General features: G+C 60.9%; 20 protein-coding genes, 1 tRNA gene and 1 other RNA gene. 12 read left to right on the top strand and 10 right to left on the bottom strand.

The genetic code is table 11. The features are described from left to right. The 5 genes from C2134_RS12605 to C2134_RS12585 all read left to right on the top strand — a co-directional run. Positions 1 to 977, top strand: a 977-nt coding sequence (locus C2134_RS12605) for a sensor histidine kinase (RefSeq protein WP_233196436.1), incomplete at its 5' end; no start/stop codon positions are given. Beyond that, positions 977 to 1,645 carry a response regulator transcription factor gene (locus C2134_RS12600; protein ID WP_103320537.1) on the top strand — a complete coding sequence of 223 codons (669 nt, stop codon included), beginning with the start codon at positions 977 to 979 and terminating at the stop codon, positions 1,643 to 1,645. The genes C2134_RS12605 and C2134_RS12600, both read left to right, overlap by 1 nt. A gap of 9 nt (positions 1,646 to 1,654) precedes the next feature. Further along, positions 1,655 to 2,530: an NAD kinase gene (locus tag C2134_RS12595; RefSeq protein WP_103320536.1), complete on the top strand. Its 876-nt coding sequence runs from the start codon at positions 1,655 to 1,657 to the stop codon at positions 2,528 to 2,530. 17 nt (positions 2,531 to 2,547) lie between these two features. After that, positions 2,548 to 4,218 (top strand): DNA repair protein RecN, encoded by a 1,671-nt coding sequence (gene recN / locus C2134_RS12590; protein WP_103320535.1) that lies wholly within the window; start codon positions 2,548 to 2,550, stop codon positions 4,216 to 4,218. A gap of 107 nt (positions 4,219 to 4,325) precedes the next feature. After that, positions 4,326 to 4,413 (top strand) — tRNA-Ser (locus C2134_RS12585). A 618-nt stretch (positions 4,414 to 5,031) separates the two neighbouring features. Here the strand turns inward: C2134_RS12585 and C2134_RS12580 are convergent. Next, positions 5,032 to 5,268, bottom strand: coding sequence for a hypothetical protein (locus tag C2134_RS12580; RefSeq protein ID WP_199179933.1), 237 nt, complete (start codon positions 5,266 to 5,268; stop codon positions 5,032 to 5,034). A gap of 72 nt (positions 5,269 to 5,340) precedes the next feature. On the opposite strand from C2134_RS12580, the gene C2134_RS12575 reads away from it, so the two are divergent. From C2134_RS12575 to C2134_RS12560, 4 genes are read left to right on the top strand one after another with little or no spacing between them, the layout of a single operon-like run. Then, the gene (locus C2134_RS12575) at positions 5,341 to 5,745 is read left to right on the top strand and encodes a hypothetical protein (RefSeq protein WP_103320534.1); all 405 of its coding nucleotides are present in this window, start codon (positions 5,341 to 5,343) and stop codon (positions 5,743 to 5,745) included. Between the two features lie 14 nt (positions 5,746 to 5,759). Then, the gene (locus C2134_RS12570) at positions 5,760 to 7,754 is read left to right on the top strand and encodes a hypothetical protein (protein ID WP_103320533.1); all 1,995 of its coding nucleotides are present in this window, start codon (positions 5,760 to 5,762) and stop codon (positions 7,752 to 7,754) included. Continuing rightward, a complete protein-coding gene (locus tag C2134_RS12565; protein WP_103320532.1) occupies positions 7,751 to 7,981 on the top strand; it encodes a hypothetical protein in 231 nt (76 codons plus the stop codon). The genes C2134_RS12570 and C2134_RS12565 overlap by 4 nt, the downstream gene beginning before the upstream one ends. Before the next feature lie 11 nt (positions 7,982 to 7,992). Continuing rightward, positions 7,993 to 8,271 carry a phage holin family protein gene (locus C2134_RS12560; protein WP_103320531.1) on the top strand — a complete coding sequence of 93 codons (279 nt, stop codon included), beginning with the start codon at positions 7,993 to 7,995 and terminating at the stop codon, positions 8,269 to 8,271. Here C2134_RS12560 and C2134_RS12555 read toward each other — a convergent pair. After that, entirely contained in the window at positions 8,268 to 8,447 is a 180-nt protein-coding gene (locus tag C2134_RS12555; RefSeq protein ID WP_103320528.1) for a hypothetical protein, read from the bottom strand. The genes C2134_RS12560 and C2134_RS12555 overlap by 4 nt on opposite strands. A gap of 107 nt (positions 8,448 to 8,554) precedes the next feature. Between C2134_RS12555 and C2134_RS12550 the strand changes: the two genes are divergently transcribed. Beyond that, positions 8,555 to 8,995: a lysozyme gene (locus C2134_RS12550; protein ID WP_103320639.1), complete on the top strand. Its 441-nt coding sequence runs from the start codon at positions 8,555 to 8,557 to the stop codon at positions 8,993 to 8,995. Then, positions 8,989 to 9,519, top strand: coding sequence for a hypothetical protein (locus tag C2134_RS21245; RefSeq protein ID WP_146042153.1), 531 nt, complete (start codon positions 8,989 to 8,991; stop codon positions 9,517 to 9,519). The genes C2134_RS12550 and C2134_RS21245 overlap by 7 nt, the downstream gene beginning before the upstream one ends. Here C2134_RS21245 and C2134_RS12540 read toward each other — a convergent pair. From C2134_RS12540 to C2134_RS12515, 7 genes are all read right to left on the bottom strand, one after another. Continuing rightward, positions 9,516 to 10,286: a hypothetical protein gene (locus C2134_RS12540; RefSeq protein WP_103320523.1), complete on the bottom strand. Its 771-nt coding sequence runs from the start codon at positions 10,284 to 10,286 to the stop codon at positions 9,516 to 9,518. The two genes, C2134_RS21245 and C2134_RS12540, sit on opposite strands and share 4 nt — an antisense overlap. An 11-nt stretch (positions 10,287 to 10,297) precedes the next feature. Further along, entirely contained in the window at positions 10,298 to 11,596 is a 1,299-nt protein-coding gene (locus C2134_RS21240) for a hypothetical protein (protein WP_146042152.1), read from the bottom strand. 1 nt (position 11,597) lies between these two features. Then, positions 11,598 to 14,483, bottom strand: coding sequence for a type VI secretion system Vgr family protein (locus C2134_RS12535; protein ID WP_233196435.1), 2,886 nt, complete (start codon positions 14,481 to 14,483; stop codon positions 11,598 to 11,600). Between the two features lie 152 nt (positions 14,484 to 14,635). Then, positions 14,636 to 14,974 carry a hypothetical protein gene (locus C2134_RS12530; RefSeq protein ID WP_146042151.1) on the bottom strand — a complete coding sequence of 113 codons (339 nt, stop codon included), beginning with the start codon at positions 14,972 to 14,974 and terminating at the stop codon, positions 14,636 to 14,638. 240 nt (positions 14,975 to 15,214) lie between these two features. Then, positions 15,215 to 15,579, bottom strand: a transfer-messenger RNA (tmRNA) gene (gene ssrA / locus C2134_RS12525). A gap of 69 nt (positions 15,580 to 15,648) precedes the next feature. Continuing rightward, a complete protein-coding gene (gene ribA, locus C2134_RS12520; RefSeq protein WP_103320518.1) occupies positions 15,649 to 16,266 on the bottom strand; it encodes a GTP cyclohydrolase II in 618 nt (205 codons plus the stop codon). Positions 16,267 to 16,326: 60 nt separating this feature from the next. Beyond that, a complete protein-coding gene (locus C2134_RS12515) occupies positions 16,327 to 17,049 on the bottom strand; it encodes a GAF domain-containing protein (RefSeq protein ID WP_103320516.1) in 723 nt (240 codons plus the stop codon). A gap of 107 nt (positions 17,050 to 17,156) precedes the next feature. Here C2134_RS12515 and C2134_RS12510 point away from each other — a divergent pair, with 107 nt between their 5' ends. Beyond that, positions 17,157 to 18,230, top strand: coding sequence for a hypothetical protein (locus C2134_RS12510; protein ID WP_103320513.1), 1,074 nt, complete (start codon positions 17,157 to 17,159; stop codon positions 18,228 to 18,230). Positions 18,231 to 18,282: 52 nt separating this feature from the next. On the opposite strand, the gene C2134_RS12505 is transcribed toward C2134_RS12510, so the two are convergent. Next, a complete protein-coding gene (locus C2134_RS12505) occupies positions 18,283 to 20,904 on the bottom strand; it encodes a M9 family metallopeptidase N-terminal domain-containing protein (RefSeq protein ID WP_158248765.1) in 2,622 nt (873 codons plus the stop codon). Positions 20,905 to 20,914: the final 10 nt, after the last annotated feature.

The following is a 20,914-nucleotide window of genomic DNA, read 5'->3' as shown; positions in this document are numbered from 1 at the left end:
GCCAGCCGGTGCGCGACCCAGTGGAACAAGCCGTAGCGACGCTGCAAGTGGTATACCTGGCGCAAAACTGCTACCTGAAGCGGCGCGGCGGCGAAAAGCTGCTGGTAGAAGGCTCAGTGTCGCCGCTGCTCGGCCGCAACGGCCAGTTGATCGGCACCGTGCTGACCTTCCGCGACACGGCGCCGATCCGGCGCCGCATGCTGGCCGCGCTCGAGGCAAGCGAGACCCGCCTGCGCCAGCATGAAATGGAGCTCGCCCGCGTGGCGCGCATCAACACTATGGGCGAAATGGCCTCGGGCATCGCCCACGAGATCAACCAACCGCTGTCGGCCATCATGAGCTATTGCCAGGCCGCGCTGAGCCTGCTGGATGACGACGAAACCGATATGGCCATGCTGCGCCGCGCCCTCACCTCATCGGTCAACCAGGCCGACCGCGCCGGCCGCATCATCCACCGCCTGCGCGAATTCGTCACCCGCAAAAACCAGCAGCTGGTGCCGTTGCAGCTCAATCAGGCCGTGCACAATGCGCTATCGCTGCTGGATTACGAACTGCATGATCACGACATCCATATCGAGCAAAACTTCGCACATGAGTTGCCGTTGGTATACGCTGACACTATCCAGCTTGAACAAGTGGTGCTGAATTTGGCCCGCAATGCGGTAGAAGCCATGGAGCAGACCCGCCCCTGGGGACGGTTGAGCATCACCACCCGCAAACAGGGAGATCGGGTGCAGCTGATCATAGGCGACAATGGCTGCGGCATTCCCCCGGACACGCTGGACCGGATCTTCGACCCGTTTTTCAGCACCAAGCCAAACGGCATGGGCCTGGGTCTGGCCATCTGCCAGACAGCGATCGAAGCCTTTGGCGGCAAGCTGATCGCCGGCAACAAACCCGGCTCGGGAGCGGAGTTCATCATCGACCTGCCATGCGCCGCAAGCTGCGTGACGGCACCATCCGGAGTAGAAGCCTGATGCAAAATACCACCCCTACCGTTTTCATCGTCGACGACGATCCCGCCGTGCTGGATTCGCTCGCCATGCTGATCACCGCGCAGGGCATGCGCACCGTCAGCTATCCCAATGCGATGGAATTCCTCGATGCGTACCAAGGCAACCAGATCTGCTGCCTGGTGCTGGACATCCGCATGCCACAGATCACCGGCCTGGCGCTGCAGGAACAGTTGATCGAGCGCGACATCAACATCCCCATCGTCTTCATCACCGGCCATGGCGACATCGAACAATGCCGGCGCGCCTTCCAGACCGGCGCCATCGACTTCCTGACCAAGCCGATAGACCAGAACCGGCTGATCTCCAGCCTGCGCCGCGGCATCCGCATCAGCATCCAGCAGCACCAGCAGGAAGAGGAAACCCAGGAGGTCATGAGCCAGCTGGCCCGCATCAGCGGCCGCGAGCGCGAAGTGCTGGAGCTGGTGGCGGATGGCCTGTCCAGCAAGGAAATCGCGCGCGAACTGGACCTGTCGCCGCGCACCATCGAGGTTCACCGTGCCAACCTGTTCAGCAAGCTTGGCGTCGATTCCCTGGCCGACCTGGTGCGTTTCTACCTCAAGGCGCTGGAGGCCACCGGAAAAAAACGCAGCGACGACGTTTTTTTCAACGAACCGCCGCCAAACCAGTAAAATCGTCGCATGCAAAGACTGTTCAAACACATTTGTCTAGTAGCGCGCCACAGCAAGCCCGGCATCACGCCCGCATTGCTGCAACTGGCTGATCATCTGGCAGCCGGCGGCGCCACGGTGCTGATCGACAAGGACAGCATCGCCGCGGACGAGGCCGGCGGCCACGCGCTGATCGACCGCAACGACATGGGCAAGCTGGCCGATCTCTGCATCGTGCTGGGCGGCGACGGCACCATGCTGTCCATCGCCCGCCTATTGGCGCCGTACCGCGTGCCGCTGGTCGGCATCAACCAGGGCCGGCTGGGCTTCATGACCGACATCCCGCTGCACGAGATGCTAGATTCGATAGACGCCATCCTGCTCGGCAAATTCGTGCCGGAAGACCGCATCCTGCTGCAAGCCGCCGTCATCCGCGAAGACGCCGAGGTGGCCAGCGCGCTGGCTTTCAACGACGTGGTGTTCAGCCGCGGCGCAGTGGGGTCGATGATCGAATTCGAAGTGTTCATCGACAACCAATTCGTCTACAGCCAGCGTTCGGACGGCCTGATCGTATCCACCCCCACCGGCTCCACCGCCTACTCGCTGGCGTCCGGCGGCCCCATCCTGCACCCCACGCTGCAGGCCATCGCCCTGGTGCCGATCTGCCCGCAATCGCTGTCCAATCGGCCGATTGCCGTCAACGACTCCTGCGAGGTGGAATTCATGCTCACCCGCGGGCTGGACGCGCGCGTGCACTTCGACGGCCAGCTGCACTGCGACCTGATGGAAATGGACCGGGTGCTGATCCGCCGCTACCGCAATCCGCTGCGCATCCTGCACCCCGAGGGCTACAACTACTACGACATGCTGCGCCACAAGCTGCACTGGGGCGAACGGCTGATCTAACCGGCACACCACACACCATGCTTCTCTCGCTGACCGTAAAAGACTTCGTCATCGTCGACAGCATCGCGCTGGACTTCACCCCCGGCTTCACCGTGCTCACCGGCGAAACCGGGGCCGGCAAGTCCATCATGCTGGATGCGCTGGGCCTGTTGCTGGGCGACCGCGCCGAAGGCGCCCAAGTGCGCGAAGGCGCCGAGCGCGCCGAAATCACCGCTGAATTCTCCATCGCCCAACGGCCGGAGGTGGATGCCTGGCTGGCGGAAAACGAGCTGGCCGGCGACGAAGGCATACTGCTGCTGCGCCGGCTGATCGACCGCAACGGCCGCTCCAAGAGCTTCGTCAACGGCCAGGCCGCCACCTTGGCCCAGTTGAAACAGCTGGGCGAATTCCTGGTGGACATCCACGGCCAGCACGCGCATCAGTCGCTGATGAAGAGCGAAACCCAGCGCCAGCTGCTGGACGCCTACGCCGGCTCCACCGCCTTGGCGCGCGATGTGCACAAGGCCTGGCAAGAATGGCAGGCCGCGCGCCAGGCCCGGCAGGACGCCGAACGGCTGTCGCGCGAATCGGAAGTGGAGCGCGAACGCCTGACCTGGCAGATCGGCGAGCTGAGCGAACTCAATCTGCAACCGGACGAGTGGGTGGTGCTGAGCCAAAGCCACACCCGGCTCGCCAACTCGGCCGAACTGGTGCAAAGCGCCCTGCAGGCGGTGGACGTCCTGTCTGAGAACGACGATAGCTGCCTGAGCCAACTGGCTCATGTGCAGAACCGCCTGTCCAAGCTGTCGAATCTGGACCCCAGGCTGGCAGACACGCTGTCCCTGCTGGATTCGGTAGACGCCGAGCTGCGCGAAGTGGTGTACAGCCTGCGCGACTACGCCAGCGACATCGACCAGGACCCAAGCCAGCTGGTTGAAATGGAACGCCGGCTGGACCTGTTGATGAGCACCGCCCGCAAGTACCGCGTGCAGCCGGTCGACCTGGCCGACAAACTGGCGGACTGGCAGCAGCAACTGGCCGCGCTGGAAGCCAGCGTGGACGTGGAAGCGCTGAGCGTGGCCGAATCCGCCAGCCTGGCGCGCTATCGCACGCTGGCCGAGGCGCTGTCCGGCAAGCGCCGACAAGCCGCCAGCGAGCTGTCCGAACGCATCTCCGGCGAAATGCAAAAGCTGGCCATGGGCGGCGCCCGCTTCGCCATCGAGCTGTCCGCGCTGGCCGAGCCCGGCGCGCACGGCATGGAGTCCATCGAATACCTGGTGGCGGCCAATGCCGGCACCAGCCTGCGCCCCCTGGCCAAGGTAGCCTCCGGCGGCGAGCTGTCTCGGATCAGCCTGGCGATGCAGGTGGTGATCAGCCAGGTGGCCAGCGTGCCCACGCTGATCTTCGACGAAGTGGACGTCGGCATCGGCGGCCGCGTGGCGGAGGTCATCGGCCACATGCTGCGCGATCTGGGCCAACGCTACCAAGTGCTGTGCATCACCCACCTGCCCCAGGTGGCCTCCTGCGGCAAGAATCATTGGCAGGTCAGCAAGCGCGAGCACAAAGGCCAGGTGCTCAGCCGCATCGCGCCGCTGGACGCCGAGCAGCGCGTGCTGGAAATCGCACGCATGCTGGGCGGCGCCGAACTGACCCAAACCACGCGCGAACACGCGGCGGAAATGCTGGCAGCCAACGCAGCTGCCCTCTAGCCAAGCGCGGCGATTCCAGTTAGAATTGCCGCCTCTTACCGATTCCGCAACCAGGCAAAGCGAGTTTCATGCCATGGTTTTGGACAAATCGACGGATTTGAGATTTTGGAGGTTTGGGTGAGTGGTTTAAACCAGCAGTCTTGAAAACTGCCGACGGGCAACCGTCCGTGGGTTCGAATCCCACAGCCTCCGCCAATACAAAAGGCCCGGACATCTCGTCCGGGCCTTTGCCATTCCCTCTGCCACGGCAAGCACGCCACCATCCAATTAACTACACACAAAAATTTCCCCTGCAATCTTGCTTGTGTGTGTATACATTCAGACGGATCAACTTCCACATCTACCCCGCCGCCTTCTGCTTGATGTCGCCCAGCACGGCGATGATGCGCTGGACCGTAGCTGCCGGGAAAATCGCAAGCGGGCCGGTCGCGCTCACGTTGGTAAACGGCGACTCGAACAAACGGCTCGGCCCCATCACGCCGTTTCGGTCAGCTCACGGACTTTAGCTGGATGAAGGCCGTGGCGGTGGACAAGGACGCCTTGAGAAACTCGTCAAAGGCCTGGTTGCGGCGCAGCCGCAGCAAGGACAAATACTGTCGATTTGACTGCGAACCTCACCAACAAACATATTTCAATTCTGATTAGCGGCTAGACCAGAGCCGCTTGGCGCACTAGATAACAAAAAACCCAACCGAGCGGTTGGGTTTTGAAAACTGGTGGAGGCGGCGGGAATCGAACCCGCGTTCCGCCCCAGAAATCGGTGATGGTTTCGCAGATGCTGACCAAAAGCTGACCACTACCCGAAAATTTCCATCACTCATCACTTTTTGGGCAGAACATTTCAACAGCTCGCTTCCCGGCATCATCGACCTCGGAAGGGATCCAGCGCCCGTAGGTTCGCCGGATCATTCCCCAGTCGGCGTGCCCCATTTGCTTGGCCACCCACATCGGGTGTTCGCCAGCCGAGCCCTTAACGCCCGTCGCCAGAACCATTTCTGATGCAAATGGGCGATATAGATTCAACAACCTGAATCCCAGCATGCGCTTCATAGTGATCAGCTCCGACCCCGCTGGCCAGAAAAACGCCGTCATCGCCGACAACATCACGCCAGAGGTGCCGAAATGAGCGACGTCATCCGCTACGCTCTCGCTGTCCGGCGTGCTCGCGCGCTGGCGGTGCTGAACACGCTGGACGGCGCCAGCAAGCCGGCCAAGCTGCTGCTGTATGGCGGCGCGCCGCCACCTGACTTCGGCCCAGCCGCCAGCGCGCTGGTGGAAATCGTGCTGTCCAAACCGTCCGGCACGATCAGCGACACCGCGGAGCTGATCCTGACGGGCGCGACGGAGGGCATGGTCTCTGCCGCGGGTCGCGCCGCATGGGCTCGCCTCGTGACGGGCGATGGCCAGCCGGTGGCGGACATGGATGTCGGTCTACCCGGCGCCGGCGCGGCAGTTGAGTTGCCCATTGTCGACCTGCAGCCCGGCGCACTGGTCCGGCTCGGCGGCGCCAAATTGCTGGAACCCTAATCTGGAGTGAAACCATGCCGCGGATTGATTTGGAATTTCGCGGCATAGCCAGGTCTGCCAACCCAGGCGCCGTGGATCTGGTGTTCTCGTCGGCCAGAGGTCCAGTGAATCTGGAATTCGCCGGGTCATATACGCCGCCACCAGGCAACCAGGTGGCGCTGGACTTCAAGCCGCCAAACCTCCCTGTCGGCACGCTGCAGGCATGCGCCGCCTCACCGCGCGCACAGATTACGCTCGCGGTGGAGCAATCCAGCCTCCCGCTCAGCCTCGCGGGCCGCGTCGCCGCGGCGCATGCCCATGCCTCAATACAGATCCTGCTGCCGGCAACGCTGGTCGGAACCGCTGCCTCATCCAAGGGCGCGGCCTCTGCCGCTTATGACGTCAATGTCTGGCGCGGCAAATGCGGCGGCCCGGCGCCGGGCTGGCATATCGGGCTGGCCGCTGCACCACAGATCATAGGCGCGCACGAAACCAGCGCCCGCCTGCATGTCGAGCGGGGCGAGCCGTGGCAGGATGGCGCGCGCCAAATGGCCGCGCCGGCCTCCGGGTGGATCGTCGCGCCACGCACGCAGTTTGACCGCGTGAGCCTGTGGCGGCTGACCGCGCAAGCGCCCGCGGCGACTGCAGGGCCATCACGCTCGCTGCTGCCCGTGCCCGCCCGTCGCCGAGCAGCCTGGGAAGTCGCCGTTCTTCAGCTGATGCAGATGGCCAGCCCGCACCAAGTGATGATTACCGCTCGGGGAGATGTGGCCGGCCGTTGGCAGCCCGCCCTGTGCGCGCTGTCGCTGCTGCTGGCGCCGTATCGGCCTGCGATGCCGCTGTCCCATCTGGAGGGCGGTCGCTTTCAGCGCGGGCGGCTGGTACACGGCCCCGGCTGGTGGGAGCCGAAGCCACCGCCGATTGATCCACCCCATTCCGACCAAGAAGTCGATCTGGATTTCCGCTGCGAACTGCTGCCCTGCCGGCTCAGCCTGGATTTTGCGCTCCGCTGCTGCGACGACGGCCCGGACGTGATCCCCGCCATGAGGACGTATTTAATGACTGCAACCGTCATCCTGACCCGCGAGCGCGATGGGCTGGAAATCCCAGTGCTAGCCGCGGCCGTCTCGCTGGACGCAGGCACCGCCCTTTGGGGCGTCGAGGTGACGCTGCCCGAGGCGGCGCTGCGCGATCTCGCCGCCCGCGAAGTGATGTGCCTATCGATCAACGGTCATGAGGTGCTGTGGTTGGCGGAGCGCTGGAGCCGCAGCCGGCAATTCGGCGGCGCGCGTGCCATCCGTATGACTGGCCGCTCGGTTCATGCCGAGCTGGACGCGCCGCTATGGCCGGCCGCCAGCGGCGTCGTCAGCGCGCCGACGAATGCGCGCCAACTGGCCGACCAGGCACTGGAGATGAGCGGCTACACCCTGGACTGGAAACTACCGGACTGGCTGGTGCCGGCCGGTGCCTGGAGCTGGGAACAGATGACGCCTCTTGCTCGGGTGGCCAGGCTGGCCGAGGCTGCCGGCGGTATGGTGATCGGCGCGCCGGACAAGCGCCAGCTGCTAGCCAGGCCGCTCTACTCGGCCGCGCCGTGGGCCTGGGGCAATGCTATGCCGCAGCTGCAACTGCCAGAGGCGGTGCTGGAGACGCTGAGCGAGGATTGGGATGAGACGCCGGCCATCGACAGCATCATCGTGACCGGCGAGCGCACCGGCGTGATCGCGCGCGTCAAGCGGGCAGGAACGGCCGGCGCCAGCGTCGGCGAAACCATCATCGACCCACTGGTGACGGATTCTGCAGCCGCCCGAGCGCGCGGCCTCAACGCCATCGCGCAATCGGGCCGCAGCTGCCGCGTCAGTATCAGCCTGCCGGTGTTCAGCGACACGCGTCTAGCCCTGCCGGGAGATCTGGTGGCCGTCACCGGCGGCGATCCGTTCCGCGCCATGGTGCGCGGGGTGCGGATCAGCGCCGAGCGCCGCAGCGCGCTGGTGGTGCGCCAGACCCTGGATATGGAGCGCCGAGCATGAAAAACCTGTATGAGCGGCTGACTGACCTGCTGGCCGGCGATCCGCTCCGCGTCGGCACAATCGCCCAGCGCTATTCGGATGGGACAGTGCTGGTCCAACTCGCCGAGGGCGGGACGTTGCGCGTTCGCGCTGCAGCAGAGTTTGCGGCGCCGATGCGCGTCTACCTGCAGGACGGCGTGGTCACCTCGGCCGCACCGGATCTGCCATTTATCGAAATCGAGATTTGAAAGGGGGAGTGATGCAGGAACATGAGAAGGGACTTGCCGCCCTGCTTGCGGTTGGCGCGCTGATTGGATTGGGGAAATTACTGGTCAGCCAGGAAGTCATCACGGTGCGACTGGCAATCGGCCGCGCCATCCTCGGCGGGGCGACGTCAACAGTTGCCGGCGTAGCGTTGATGCAGTTTCCGGAGCTCCCTCTACCCGCCCTGGTTGGGATCGGTTCCGGTTTAGGCATCCTCGGCGCGCAGTATCTGGAAGCCTGGCTCAAGCGCCGGGCGGATGCGTTGCCGCGCTAATCCCCACGAGCCTGTTCTGCCTGCTGCTTGATGCATGCCAGGCGAAATCCCGAAGCCTGGGTTCCCGGCTGATTGCACTCTCCGGGATCTTTGGCGGCCTCGATCCATTGCGACAGCAGAAACAGGATGACGGCCATCGCCAGCCCGTACACGACAAAAGGTAGTACGCGCAGCATCTGAACGCTCTCAGGCGGGATGGATGAGTTATATCCAGCAACATCCCATCCGCCAACTGTCTCTCTGGCCTGCCTTTGCGGGCCAGAACCATTTCCAGGAGCCTGAAATGCAAACCAGCACCAATGGCATCAACCTCATCAAACAGTTCGAAGGGCTCAAGCTGACCGCCTACCAGGATTCTGTGGGCGTCTGGACCATAGGCTATGGCCACACCGGACCCGATGTCCGGGCGGGCCTGACCATCAGCAACAGCCAGGCGGATCAACTGCTGCGCCTGGACTTGCAGCGCTTTGAACAGGGCGTGTCCAATCTGGTCAAGGCGGTCATCAACCAGAACCAGTTCGATGCTCTGATCAGCTTCAGTTACAACCTGGGCCTGGGCAATCTGCAAAGCTCCACCCTGCTGCGCCTGCTGAACCAAGGCGACTACCAAGCGGCCGCCGGCCAGTTCCACTTGTGGAACAAGGCAGGCGGCAAGGTTCTGCCTGGTCTGACTCGCCGCCGGCTAGCTGAACAGGCTCTTTTTCAGGGGGCCGCAACATGCTGACCGCCCTAACCTATCTTCTCCGCTATTGGCGGGAGCTGCTGCTCCTGCTAGCCGTCGCGGCACTGGTCTGGCTGGGCTACAGCTGGCGCGACCTGCCGGCTGAGCGTGAGCAGGCCCAACGCCAGGTTGCACAAGCACAAGCCTACGCGGCAGCGCAAAAACACGCCCGAGCCGCAGAGCACTCCGCCGCCGCCAGAGATGCCGCGGCCTCCGCTCAATATCAGAAGGGACTACAAGATGGGAAACAAGATCTGGATGGCGCCATTGCTCGGCTGCGCGCTGCTCTCCGCCTGCGCGAGCAGCAACTTGCCGCAGCCCAGCGTCTGCCCGCAGTTGCCGCAGGCGCCGGCCGATGTGATGGTGAAGCGAGAGCCGACTTTCTTGCAGCGCATGGAGAAGATGCTCTCCGGCTCGCCGCCGAGGCCGATGACATCGTCAGGCAGCTTTCTGCCTGCCAAACAATACTAAATGGGGAAAGGAAGTTAGCCCATGATTTTATGCGGTACTCTAACGATAGAGACTAACTAGTCTCGCGACAGGTTTTGTGCCAAAGATTGCCAAAAATCATTCTCGGGAATTTGTATTGTACGTAATAAACGAATACAGCACTAAATATCATGAATGGAGTAATAAAAAAACATGCATACGCAATAACCAACCTAACAACCAAGGCAGGATCTGGGAAAAGCTTATAAAATCCTCCCAACATGGCGGCCATAACAAACAATACCACTTTCACAGCACTAAAAGTTCGCTCGCCATTTTTTTCAAAATAAAAAATACTCTTCTCTACCGTATTATCCAACAACGTCAACTCCTTACGCTTTAACAGTTGTCTCCCATTCTCAACAACATAAGCCTTATTGAGGAAGCCAATTTTATTAGCAGCCTCCAGGATATTTTTAGCAGATCTCTTTACAGACAAAATCAAATATAACGCCAGCAAAATAAATACTACAGCCCCAACACTGCTTGGAATCGGTGGACTAACAAGGGAGGACACCAACCCGCCCGCAACAAAAAAAACATGAAACGGGAAGATTGACAAGAAAAATCCTATAATATAGCAAGGTAATACATCCGCAAAATTTGACCTAACGTAGGTGATAATCATGCCAACCGCAAGAATCGGAGTCATAACCCCTGTAGCCGCTAGCGCATAGTAAAAATAGGGAGCATTCTCAAAGAATAGCGGATATGTAACCGTTGCATTCAGAATGGACCCTACAATGCCAGTAACTAAGCAAAGTGGCATCATCTCTCTAATAGGAAAATCGACAGCTTTAGACATAAAACCTCTACTTATCTCACAACTGCAGGGTGCAATTTAAAATATCCACCATTAGGATTTGCAGCCAATGGGTACTGGTTTGGTGACCTTTCCGTCAAATACTTCCAAGCCGATCGCATTTTAACGGACGCACCATCTGTCACCCCTTCCTTCTTATCCATATAATCCATTAAAAATCCTACACCTACAGAAATTACTAGACCACCAATTAAAACAACCCAACCAACAGGAGTTACTGCTGCCACACCTAACATACTTGTTGCAATTAAAGATGATATAGCGCTACCTACCGCCCCTGCAATTAGTGTTTTAGCCAATCCAATCCCAACAGAGCCAGCCAAATCAAATAGATCCTTACGAGGCTGCCCAGGAACTGGATGGGTATAATCCGCATACCATTCTGCCGTGCTTATTGCAATAGAGAAAAGTACTGCAATGCCTGCACCAGTCACCCTTGGCATCACCTTGCCACCTTGGCGCTCAATTATGGCTGGGTTAGCCGCATTCCAAGCCGCCTGCGCAGTTCCTTTAAATGAACCAGCACCTGCCAAAATTGATAGCACTTTTGCATTCCCAGCACCATATCTTGCCGCAGTCAGGTATTGACGACTACCAGTCGTACCCTTGAATACTATATAATACTTAGGACCTGACTTATGAATAACCCTTACTAGGTTAATCTTAATTCCTTTCAACTCTCGGTACCAAATATTATTATCAATCCGCACCCCAGAAGCAGCTGCAATTTGTGTGCAAATCCAATTCAACGTAATAACACCCTGAGAGTCTAAACCTAGGGATGCAGCACCAGACTGAATAAATTTCACCACATAGTCTGGCGTTGAGCTGTTTACATTCACGGCAATTACATGCATTACTTCTTGATGCTCACTAGTTTCAACTCTACCATTACTCTCTGTAGCAGTTAATATTAGTGGTGCCGGCTTGTATTTGTAATCACCATATGCCGCACTGGAAGATTCGGAGCGAAAAATTGACTCAACATCAAATGTAGAATATACAATACTTCCAGATTTCAAAAACAATTTCCCTTTGAAATCTCGTGACACCCATACATGCGCGCGCTGTCCATTTGAAAAAGTTGCCTTTTGAACTCGCACTTTTTTCTTTTCATCATAAAACCAATCTTTCTCAGCCACCAAATCAAAAGACTTGAAAGGGGAAGGCAAGTTAATATCAATAACTATATCACGATGGCGTCTCAGAATAATATCAAGCTGACCACTAAATGCGGGATGCGAAATAGGCTGCCCCGGAAGATCAATAAATACTGTATTCAATTGCCCCACGTCACAGCTCCCGACTCGGCTGAAATGCTTGAATCTCCCCAAATTTAATCGCCTTCAACTCAATCACTCCTTTTCCATTCGTGCTTTTCTTAACAACCTCATCATCACCCAAACCAAGCTTAATCAACTCACCTTTCGGACTCTTACCATCCGCGTCCAAATAACGTATCTTCATATCAATTGGTTCTTGGGTTGGCAAGACGGGGGGATTCACTATCAAACTTTGAGGGCCACTCATTTCATGACTTGCACCTTTCACAGAAACACTTCCAGGGGCATGAACTTCTATGTTTCCGTTACTCAGTCGAATGTAAGCACCTCCAGCGGTTAACAAAACCTCTTTTGTCGCATGAATAGTTATTTTTGATTTGCACGATGTAATAGTCACATCTTTATCTGCAGTCAGCTCCATCGTATCGCTCTGCGCCTGAACCTGTACTTTGCCCTTGGCCGCAATCAGCTTCATGCCGATCTTATCCTTCACGCCGGCCACGAACAGGCTGATGCTCTTGCCCACGTTGTGAATCCAGCGTCGGCCCGTGGAATGGTTGGCGTCGCGCTGGGCGACGAGGTTCAGGTTAGTACCGGCAGTCAAGGTTTGGCTTTGCTCGGTGACGCTGGCGATACCGGCAGGGCCTGACAAAACCAGTTGCGGTTGCTGGCCAGCCTGATCTTTCGCCGTCTTGCCGTCTTTGTCGGTATTGCTGCCGGCTTCCCACGCCGCCAGCGCGTCGAGCTGGTGCTGGAGATGGCCGGTGTCCTTCTTACCGCTCTTGGCGTTGTCGTCGCCAATGGCATCCGGCCCGGTTTCCATGGTATCGGCGAGCTGACCGGTAGCGGTTTCCGCCAGCGCCTGGCTCAGCGCGACGGCGGACTGCAGCTGACTTTGCGCATGCTCTCTGGCTAGTTGTTTGCCGCCAGCGCCGTTCTGCGCTTCGGTGGACAGCAGCAGGCCGTGGGCGGCGCGGATGGCGCCGTGCAGGTCGGTGCGCAGCTCGAAGCCCTCGCCGCGCGGCTGGGCCTTGCCGTTGCTGCGCGGGTGGGTGAGGAAACCTTGGTTGAGCTGAGTTTTGCCGGATTCGCTGGATAGCTTGGCGCGCACTTCGCCGGGGGTGTCGTCGAACAGCAGCTCGTTGTAGCCGCCGCCCTGGTGTTCCTTGGATTTGATGCCGGACAGGGTCTTGTTGGCCGGCAGCGCGCCGGCGCCGCTGAAGCCCGGCGTCGGGTGGCTGCCGTTGTAGAACACGCCGGTCACCAGCGGGCGGTCGATGTCGCCTTCGATGAAGCTGACCAGTACTTCCTGGCCAATGCGCGGGATGAACTGGTGGCCGAAGCCGGCGCCAGCGCTGGGCATGGCCACGCGCAGCCAGCAGCTGGATTTGTCGTCGAGGTTGGCGCCGAAGGTTTTGTGCTCCTCTGGCCGTTGCCAGTGAAATTGCACCTTGATGCGGCCCTGGGCGTCGGTGTAGATCTCGTCGGCCACTTGGTCTGTCGGCTCGGCCGGGCCGACCACGGTGGCGGTCTGCACGCCGCGCGATTTGGGTTTGGCCAGCGCGGTGCCGGCATAGGCCGGCGTCAGCGGAATGCCGCGGCGCTGGGCCTGGATGCGGGTGGTGAAGGGGCTGTCTGGTTCTGCTGAGAAGCGTTCCTTCTCCCCGGACGTCTCTCCCGCTAGAGGAGAGGGGCGCGGCGCGGCTCGGCCAAAGGGGACGGCATCGGTGCTCAAGCCGGTGGCGAGTCCGGCCGCCAGCAAACCGGGCGCCGCCAGGTTCAGCTGCTGGGTCAGGTCCTGCGGCAGGTTGTTGCGCACCTGGAAGCGTTGGCCGGTGACCACGAATTCGCGGTGTTGCGGGCTGTCTGTTTCGTGCGCCGGATGGTCGTCCAGGCGGAACCATTCGCCCGGCTGCAAGCCGCGCACGGTGCCGCTGGCGCTGAAGGACTTGGCCTGCTGGTCATGCGCCTGCTGGCGCAGCTGGGCGTAGCGGCCCAGCTGTTCATCGTCGCCGGCGTAATACAGGCCCGGCGCGTCGTAGTGGGTCAGGCTGCTCTGCAGCGACTGGCCGGCCTGGCCTTGTTCGATGCGGCTGCCGTCTTCGCTGTGCTGGGTGGAGACGGGCTTGTAGTCGTAGCTGGCCAGCGCCACGCTGCTGGGCACGATCTGGCGGGTGGCCTGCCATTCGGTCAGGCCGTCTTCGTCTTCGGTGGCGTCGGCGCGGTGGAAGCGCACGCGGCTCAAGGGGGCAGCCGGCAGACTATGCGGATCGTCAAACACCGCCAGCTGCACCTGCGGGCCATCGTCGTCTTGATGCAGGAAACGCCAGGCGTAGCCCTCCTCGTGCATCAGGCGGACGATGAATTCGTAATCGCTTTCGCGATATTGCAGGCAGTAGCTGCGCGGCTGGGCCGGCTGTACCTGGATGGACAAGGTCTGCACGCGAGCGAAGGCCGGGTTGCTCTGCTGATGTTCGCTCAGGATCTGCTGGATGATGTCCGGCACCGTCAGGTCCTGGAACACGCGCGAAGTGCGACGGTGACGCAGCAGCGCGAATGGCGGTTCGATCGTCAGCTCGTACTTGGCGAAGCCGCCATCCGCACCGGCCAGCCTGGCCTCGCTCACCACGCCGCAACGGATAGACTCGCCGCCCGCCGCATCCTCGATGCCGATGCGAGCCGGCTGGCCCAGCAGCGACTTCAGTTCGAGATGGGTATCCGGCGACAAGCAGGTCAGCGTATAGCGGTAAGGTTGGGACAGGCCTTCTTCGGCCTGCAGACTCAGCGGCAGCAGCTGTTCGGCAGCGATCTGCCCGGTGCCCAGCTGCAAAGTCAATACCCGTCGATCTTGGCCAAAAGCGGAGGCGAAACTGGCCAGCAGTGCGTTCAAATCCATCCGATTCCCAAATAAAAATACCCTCCAAAGAGGGTATGTCATTGAACTAAAAGGGGATAAGAATTTTATGATGTTACTCAAGCGTCAACAAGCTAGTCTCGTCACAAATCTGACAAACCTACACTTAAGTACAGGTACTTCAGGCATATAGTTTACCTGGCAGATCCATACAATGGTCCCACACTCTCTTCCAAGGCGCGCTGCAACACCCCATTCAAGCATGGGATTTCACCAAGCTTGTCCCCTGGCAAGGCCCCCCGTTCGCAAGCAAGATCGAACTCCCTCTCCAACTGCTGGATGATGAGCAACTGGGCGGCCACTTTATCGGCAATCGGGGTCTCGTTGGGAAACAGATCTTCCGTGAGCGACACCTCATGAATACTACGCGTCAGCTGCTGAGCCTCCGACACTGTTAACCGACCTCTCCTGATCATATTCAATGCATGGTTCAGCTCATCCGCCAGATTCTCGATACCATATAGTCGTGTCATGACATTGCCTCTCTTGAAATTGTACATTTTCAAGATAAAACAGTAGGCCAGCACTTACAACCTACATGTGATACACGGCAGGAGGTTAGCTACGGGTATAAAACAAGCCCTACGAAAACAAGAAAAGGCCCCCCAAAAAAAGCTGACCAAAATGCTGACCAAACCACCCTCAAAAGCCCAAAAAAAAGCCCTGCAGGAGCAGGGCTATTTTTCGTAAGCAATTGATTTTGCTAGATATTCTGGTGGAGGCGGCGGGAATCGAACCCGCGTCCGGAAATCCTCTACAGTGAGTTCTACATACTTAGTCGTGTCATTTGGATTTAACCGCTGCCACGCCGACGGACAGGCTGGACTTTGGCGAGTTACCTATTGTTTCGCACTGGGCCAAGTAACCCGGCACAGCACTAGCAGATGTATAGTGACACTACAGGGTTTTGACGCCCCCGGCCCATCTGCGAACCGTTGTAGTGTCTAGCCGGCCGTTAGGCTGCTAGAGCGTAAGTTTCGTCGTTTGCGACTATATAAATTCAGCGTTTTACGGGGTGACTGAAATCCCGGTATGCCCTCATCTGCTTCGCAACCCCCGTCGAAACCAGGTCGCCCCCAGATAGGAATGCTTATTATATTACAACTATCATCGCTTGGCGAGCCTTCGCATGGCTCGCCCATCCACCTTACTTGAACAGCATATGCCCCAACTTGGCGGCCTTGGTGTCCAGGTAACGGTCGTTATACGGATTGCGCCCCACCTGCAAGGGCACGTGCTCCACCACGCTGACGCCGGCCGCCTGCAAGGTGGCCAGCTTGCGCGGATTGTTGGTCATCACCCTGACGCTGCCTATGCCCAGATGTTCCAGCATATGGCGGGCGATGCGGAAGTCGCGCATGTCGGCCGGGAAACCCAGCTGTTCGTTGGCTTCCACAGTATCCGCGCCGCCGTCCTGCAGCTTGTAGGCGCGGATCTTGTTGATCAGGCCGATGCCGCGGCCTTCCTGGCGCAGGTACAGCAACGCGCCGCGCCCGGCCTTGCTGATGGCCTCCATCGCCGCTTCGAGCTGGAAGCCGCAATCGCAGCGCAGGGAGAACAGCGCGTCGCCGGTCAGGCATTCGGAATGCAGCCGCGCCAACACCGGCTGGCCATCCGCCACCTCGCCCAGCGTCAACGCCACATGCTCCTGGCCGCTTTCCTCCTCGAAACCATGCATGGTGAACTCGCCCCATGGCGTGGGCAGCTGGCAGCTGGCGATATAACGGATGACTGGCTCAGGAACGGACTGCTGATGCGACGACATGACTTCTCCAACACTGAGGGGCGCAACGGAAAAAGGCCGGCTAGGCGGCCTGAATGGACTTTAGTTGGGGAGCGATTCCTCATTTTCAAGCGGCGGTAGCTTGACCAGCAGCTGCGGCAGCACCACGGCCAGCGCGGCCAGCCATACCAAGCGCTCCTGCGTGAAGTGGCCGGTCTGGAAGGATTCGGCGTCGATGATGCCCAGCACATTGTCGTCGCTGCCCAGCACCGGTAGGCAGACTTCGCTCTTCACCTTGGGGTCGCACTCGTAGTAGCCGCCGCCTTCGGCGCGCCACTGCGCCACATCGTCCACCAATACAGCCCAGCCGGTCAGGCCGACGCGGCTGTTGTTGCTGTGCTCGGCAAATGCTTCGGTCAGCGGAAATTCCGCCCGGCTTTCCAGCCCTTGATAAGCCAGCTTGACCAGTACGGCGTTGTTGCCGGCGCCAATCTTGCGGTAGATGCCCAGCCAGTCGGCGCCTATCTTGTTGTTGACCGAATCCAGCAGCGCATGCAGATTGACCAGCGCGGCGGTCGTGTCAGCGGTTTCCGCGCCCAAAATCACGCGCAGGTCGTATGGCGTTTCATCCAGCTCGTCGATCAGCGAGCAACTGCCGCCCTCGCCCAGCTTGGGCACCTGATAGCGATACAGATCGCGGCGCGGCGCCGGCTTGTTAACGGCAATCACCGCCTGCAACGTCATCACCGCGATCTGCAGTTCCGTGACATCGAGTTTCAGGGCTTGTTCGCGCAGATAGTCGGTCAACTGGCTTGCGGGTATCATCAAGGGCGCTCCTGTGCTGCGGCGCGTCGTGCAACGCGCTTGAATTGCGAAACGCAACAGGATAACAAACCCGACCACGCTTCGCCATTTCGCCACTTTATATCGTAATGACCGCCATTCATATCCGCCAACCCGCGCTAATCATCAAAGCCGGCCGCCGCGCCCGGCAATTACTGCAAGACGGCCTGCGGCCGGACCAAGTTGCCATCCTGCCCGGCGCGGCCGGCGGCCCCAAAGCGGTGGGCATGACCGGGCTGGACCAAGCCGTGTTCCGCTGGCTGGAACAGGCGCCGCGCGAGCGCGATCTGGTGGGCGCGTCGATCGGCGGCTGGCGCTTTGCCTGCGCTATGCAGCCAGACCCGGCCGCCGCGCTGGCCCGGCTGGCGCAGCGCTACACCGAGGAAAGCTACCATCCAGGCGTCACCACCGCCCAGATCACCGCGCAAACCCGGCAGATGCTGCGGGATATCCTGGGCGAGGGCGGAATGGAGAATATCCTGAGCCATCCCCGCTACCGGCTCAGCCTGCTGCTGGTGCAATCGCACGGGCTGGCCAATCGCGAGGACAAGGCCGCGCTGTTGGCCGGGCTGGCCATGGCGGCGGCGCTGAACGCGCTGTCCCGCCAGTTGATCCGTCACAGCTTCCACCGGGTGATCTGTCATGACGCGCGCAGCAGCCTGCGCTTCCAGCCGCAGGATGCCATCCCCACCCGCCTGCATGCCTTGCATGCGGACAATCTGGAAGCGGCCCTGATGGGCACGGTCGCCATCCCCGGCATCCTGCATGGCGTCCAACTGCCGGACGCGCCACCCGCAATCTACCGCGACGGCGGGCTGACCGATTACCACATCGACTTCCCCTTCGCCCACGGCGACGAGATCGCGCTGTATCCGCACTTCACCGACCGCATCGTGCCGGGCTGGTTCGACAAGACCCTGCCTTGGCGCAAACCCAGCGCGGCCAACCACGCCAACACCGTGCTGCTGGCGCCATCGCGGCAATACCTGGCTGCCCTGCCCGGCCGCAGGCTGCCGGATCGCAAGGATTTTCGCCGCTATTTGGGCCGGGACGAGTTGCGTCGCCAGCACTGGCGCGCCGCCACCGCGGAGAGCCAACGCCTGGGCGACGCGTTTCTGGAGTGGCTGGAGAAGCCTGCCACCATTGCGGTTCAGCCTTTGTAATCAAAAAAGCCGGGCGAACCCGGCTTTGACTGATTTCATGCACCCGACAGCGTCAGCCCGCTTGCGCCCAGCACTGATCCTCCGGCACATTGCGCGGCGTGGCATTCAGCTCCACCACCACATCGCGGGACTGCGCGCCCTTGCTGACGCGCACGGTTATTTTATCGCCCACGCCGGGTTGATCGGCATCGCGGCGGTAGTTGAAGGCGCCCCAATCCGCTACCTGGGCGCGGCCCAATTGCGGGCCTTGCACCATCTGATAGCGCTCTACGCCGCCCACGCCCTGCAGCTGGCCGCGCAGGCAGCGCACCGGGCTGCCATAACTGGTCTTGGCCAATCCCAGCTCCCCCGGCTGCGGCGGCTGCGGCTTGACGTCACCTGCCGGACCCAGCGGCCCTTCGCAACGCAAAGCGGCGGTCTTGCGCTTGAAGTCGTAGTCGGTGGCGGCGCAATTGGCGGCAAGCAGATTATTCAGGCCGCCGGTTTTCACCAGGCTCTGCAAGGCGCCGTCCAGCACGCGGTCCAGCTCCTGCCGCGCCTGGGTGGTATTGGCCGCGTTCAGCGGCAGCGACCCCGTGCACTCGAAACGGCGTAGCGCGCTATCCTTGCCGTCCGCCCACACCTGGCAGCCTACCGGCAGCGAGCGGCGCATCGCCGCCTCTACGGCGGCGGCGTCGCCGGTTTGCCATTTATCGGCAGCGAGCCAGTCCACGCCTTCCGTGGTGGAGGTATTGCCCAGTTGCCCGGCCTGAGCCAACTTCACTTGCTGGTCGACATAGCTGCGGAAACCGGACACCAAGGCGGCATCGCCGCCCATGTCGCGCACCAGCGCGTCGAAGCGCTTGACGTCGTCTGCGCGCAGCGCGGCCAAGATATCGGCGATCTTGCCTGGCTGCTGCTGATTCAGGTAATAGAACCACAGCGCGGAATGGCTGTAGAAGTCCCAGCCATCGCTGTAACTGGAGCGCATGATGCGGGACGGCTCCAGGAAGCTGTTCGGCCAGCCGCCGGCCACCACGTCCACCACATGGCCGCGCACCTTGATGCCGTCGCGCGAGGTGCTCCAGGCCATGAACTCGGCAAAGCCTTCGTCATACCACGGCATGCGGCGATCGTCGCGGTAGAACTCTGACGTGCCCCACATGCCAGGCTGGATGAAACGTCCGGACAGATAATGCACATACTCGTGGCGCACCAGCTCTTCCAGCGTCAGATAGCTTTCCTTCGGCACTTCGCGCTGGAAGGTGTAGAAGGTGCCGTCTTTTTCGATGTAGATGCCGCCGTTATCGGTGGACAGCTCATTCAACAGGCCCTGGAAGCGCTGGTAGTCGGTCTTGGTGCCGTAGATCACCATGCGCAGTTTGGCGTTGCTGTCGCCCGGCACCGGATTGCGCGTGCCGGCCACACGGAATAGCTGGGTCTGCACCTGTTTCATGGCGTAATACAGCGGCTCGACATCAGCCAGACTCAGCGGCGTTTCGAATACCAGATTACCGTTATCGAAGCCCCAGCGATTGGGGAACAGATGCGCGCGCAGCTCCTGCTCGGCCTGACAGATGCCATAGCGCTCGCAGGGCGTCTTGCCCATCTTCTTCAAGGCATACACGGCCTCGGCCCAGGCCGCGCCGTACTTCTCCCCCTTCAGATGCTGCGCCACCGCCGTCTCCGCTTGCGGCGCGGTGCGCGGATACTGCATGAAGCGGCCGGTTTCGCGCAGCGTGTTGAGGAACATCTGCTCGTCGGCAAAGGCCGATTGGCCGGCGCGGGTCAGCCCTGCCAGGCTGGCCACTAGGCCATCCAGCTGCCCCTGCTCCACCTTCTGCGCAAAGTCCGGCTGGTAGTGCATATTGAACAGCAGGGTCTGCATCGGGTGCAGCGCGAAACGGGCCCAACTGTCCTTGACTGCGGCGTTGTAACGGCCGAAGAAACGGCCCAGCAGCGGCAGTGCATAATCGGCCTTGCGCACCGAGTCGGCCAGGATCATGGTTTCCGCCACGCTCTGCCGCGCGTCCCGCTCGCGATACCAGCTATCGGCATCGCCGCTGCCATCCAGCGCCTTGACATTCCACAGCGCGGCATTGGCCGCCATCGCCTCCACCACCTGCATTACCGGCTGATCCACGGCTGGGCCGTAATCGCCCACCTCCTGGGCATGGCTGTATTGCAGGAAATAGCCGGCCTTGAGGAACACCGCCAGCGGCCACAAGCCATTGGCGTTTTGGCCGTCCCAATTGGCCGCGCGCGTTCGCGCTTCGGCCGCCGCCAGCTTCATATTGGCCGGCGATACCGCGCGGTAGCTCAGCGCGTCCGCCTGGAACAAGCGGTTGACGCAAGCGCCGTCCACGCTGGCCACGTAGCGCACCAAGTCCTGGCCGGACAGCTGGCCGAACCTGGCTTCATCGCAGTTGGCATACTGCGGCGCAAGCAGCTTGCCGCGGGCTGCCGCCCGCGCCGACTGGCCCTGCGGACCTTGAACCCGTGCGGGCGGCTGGGCGCTGCCCTCCGCCGGCGCTGCCGGCGGCAAGCCATGCGGATAGTCCGGCTTTTCCGACAAGGCGGGAGAGTGCGAGGAGTAGCGCGCAGCGGGCTGATTGGCCTGCGGCGCCGGCTGACTGGAAGACCGCTGCTGGCCGCCGTCGGTGGCCACGCAAGCGGATAAGGCGATTGCGATCACGAAAAGCCCC

Source organism: Chromobacterium sinusclupearum (genome assembly GCF_002902845.1).
GTDB classification, from domain to species: domain Bacteria; phylum Pseudomonadota; class Gammaproteobacteria; order Burkholderiales; family Chromobacteriaceae; genus Chromobacterium; species Chromobacterium sinusclupearum.
Note: the sequence above shows the minus strand (reverse complement) of the source record. Positions and strands in the feature narration are given on the sequence as shown.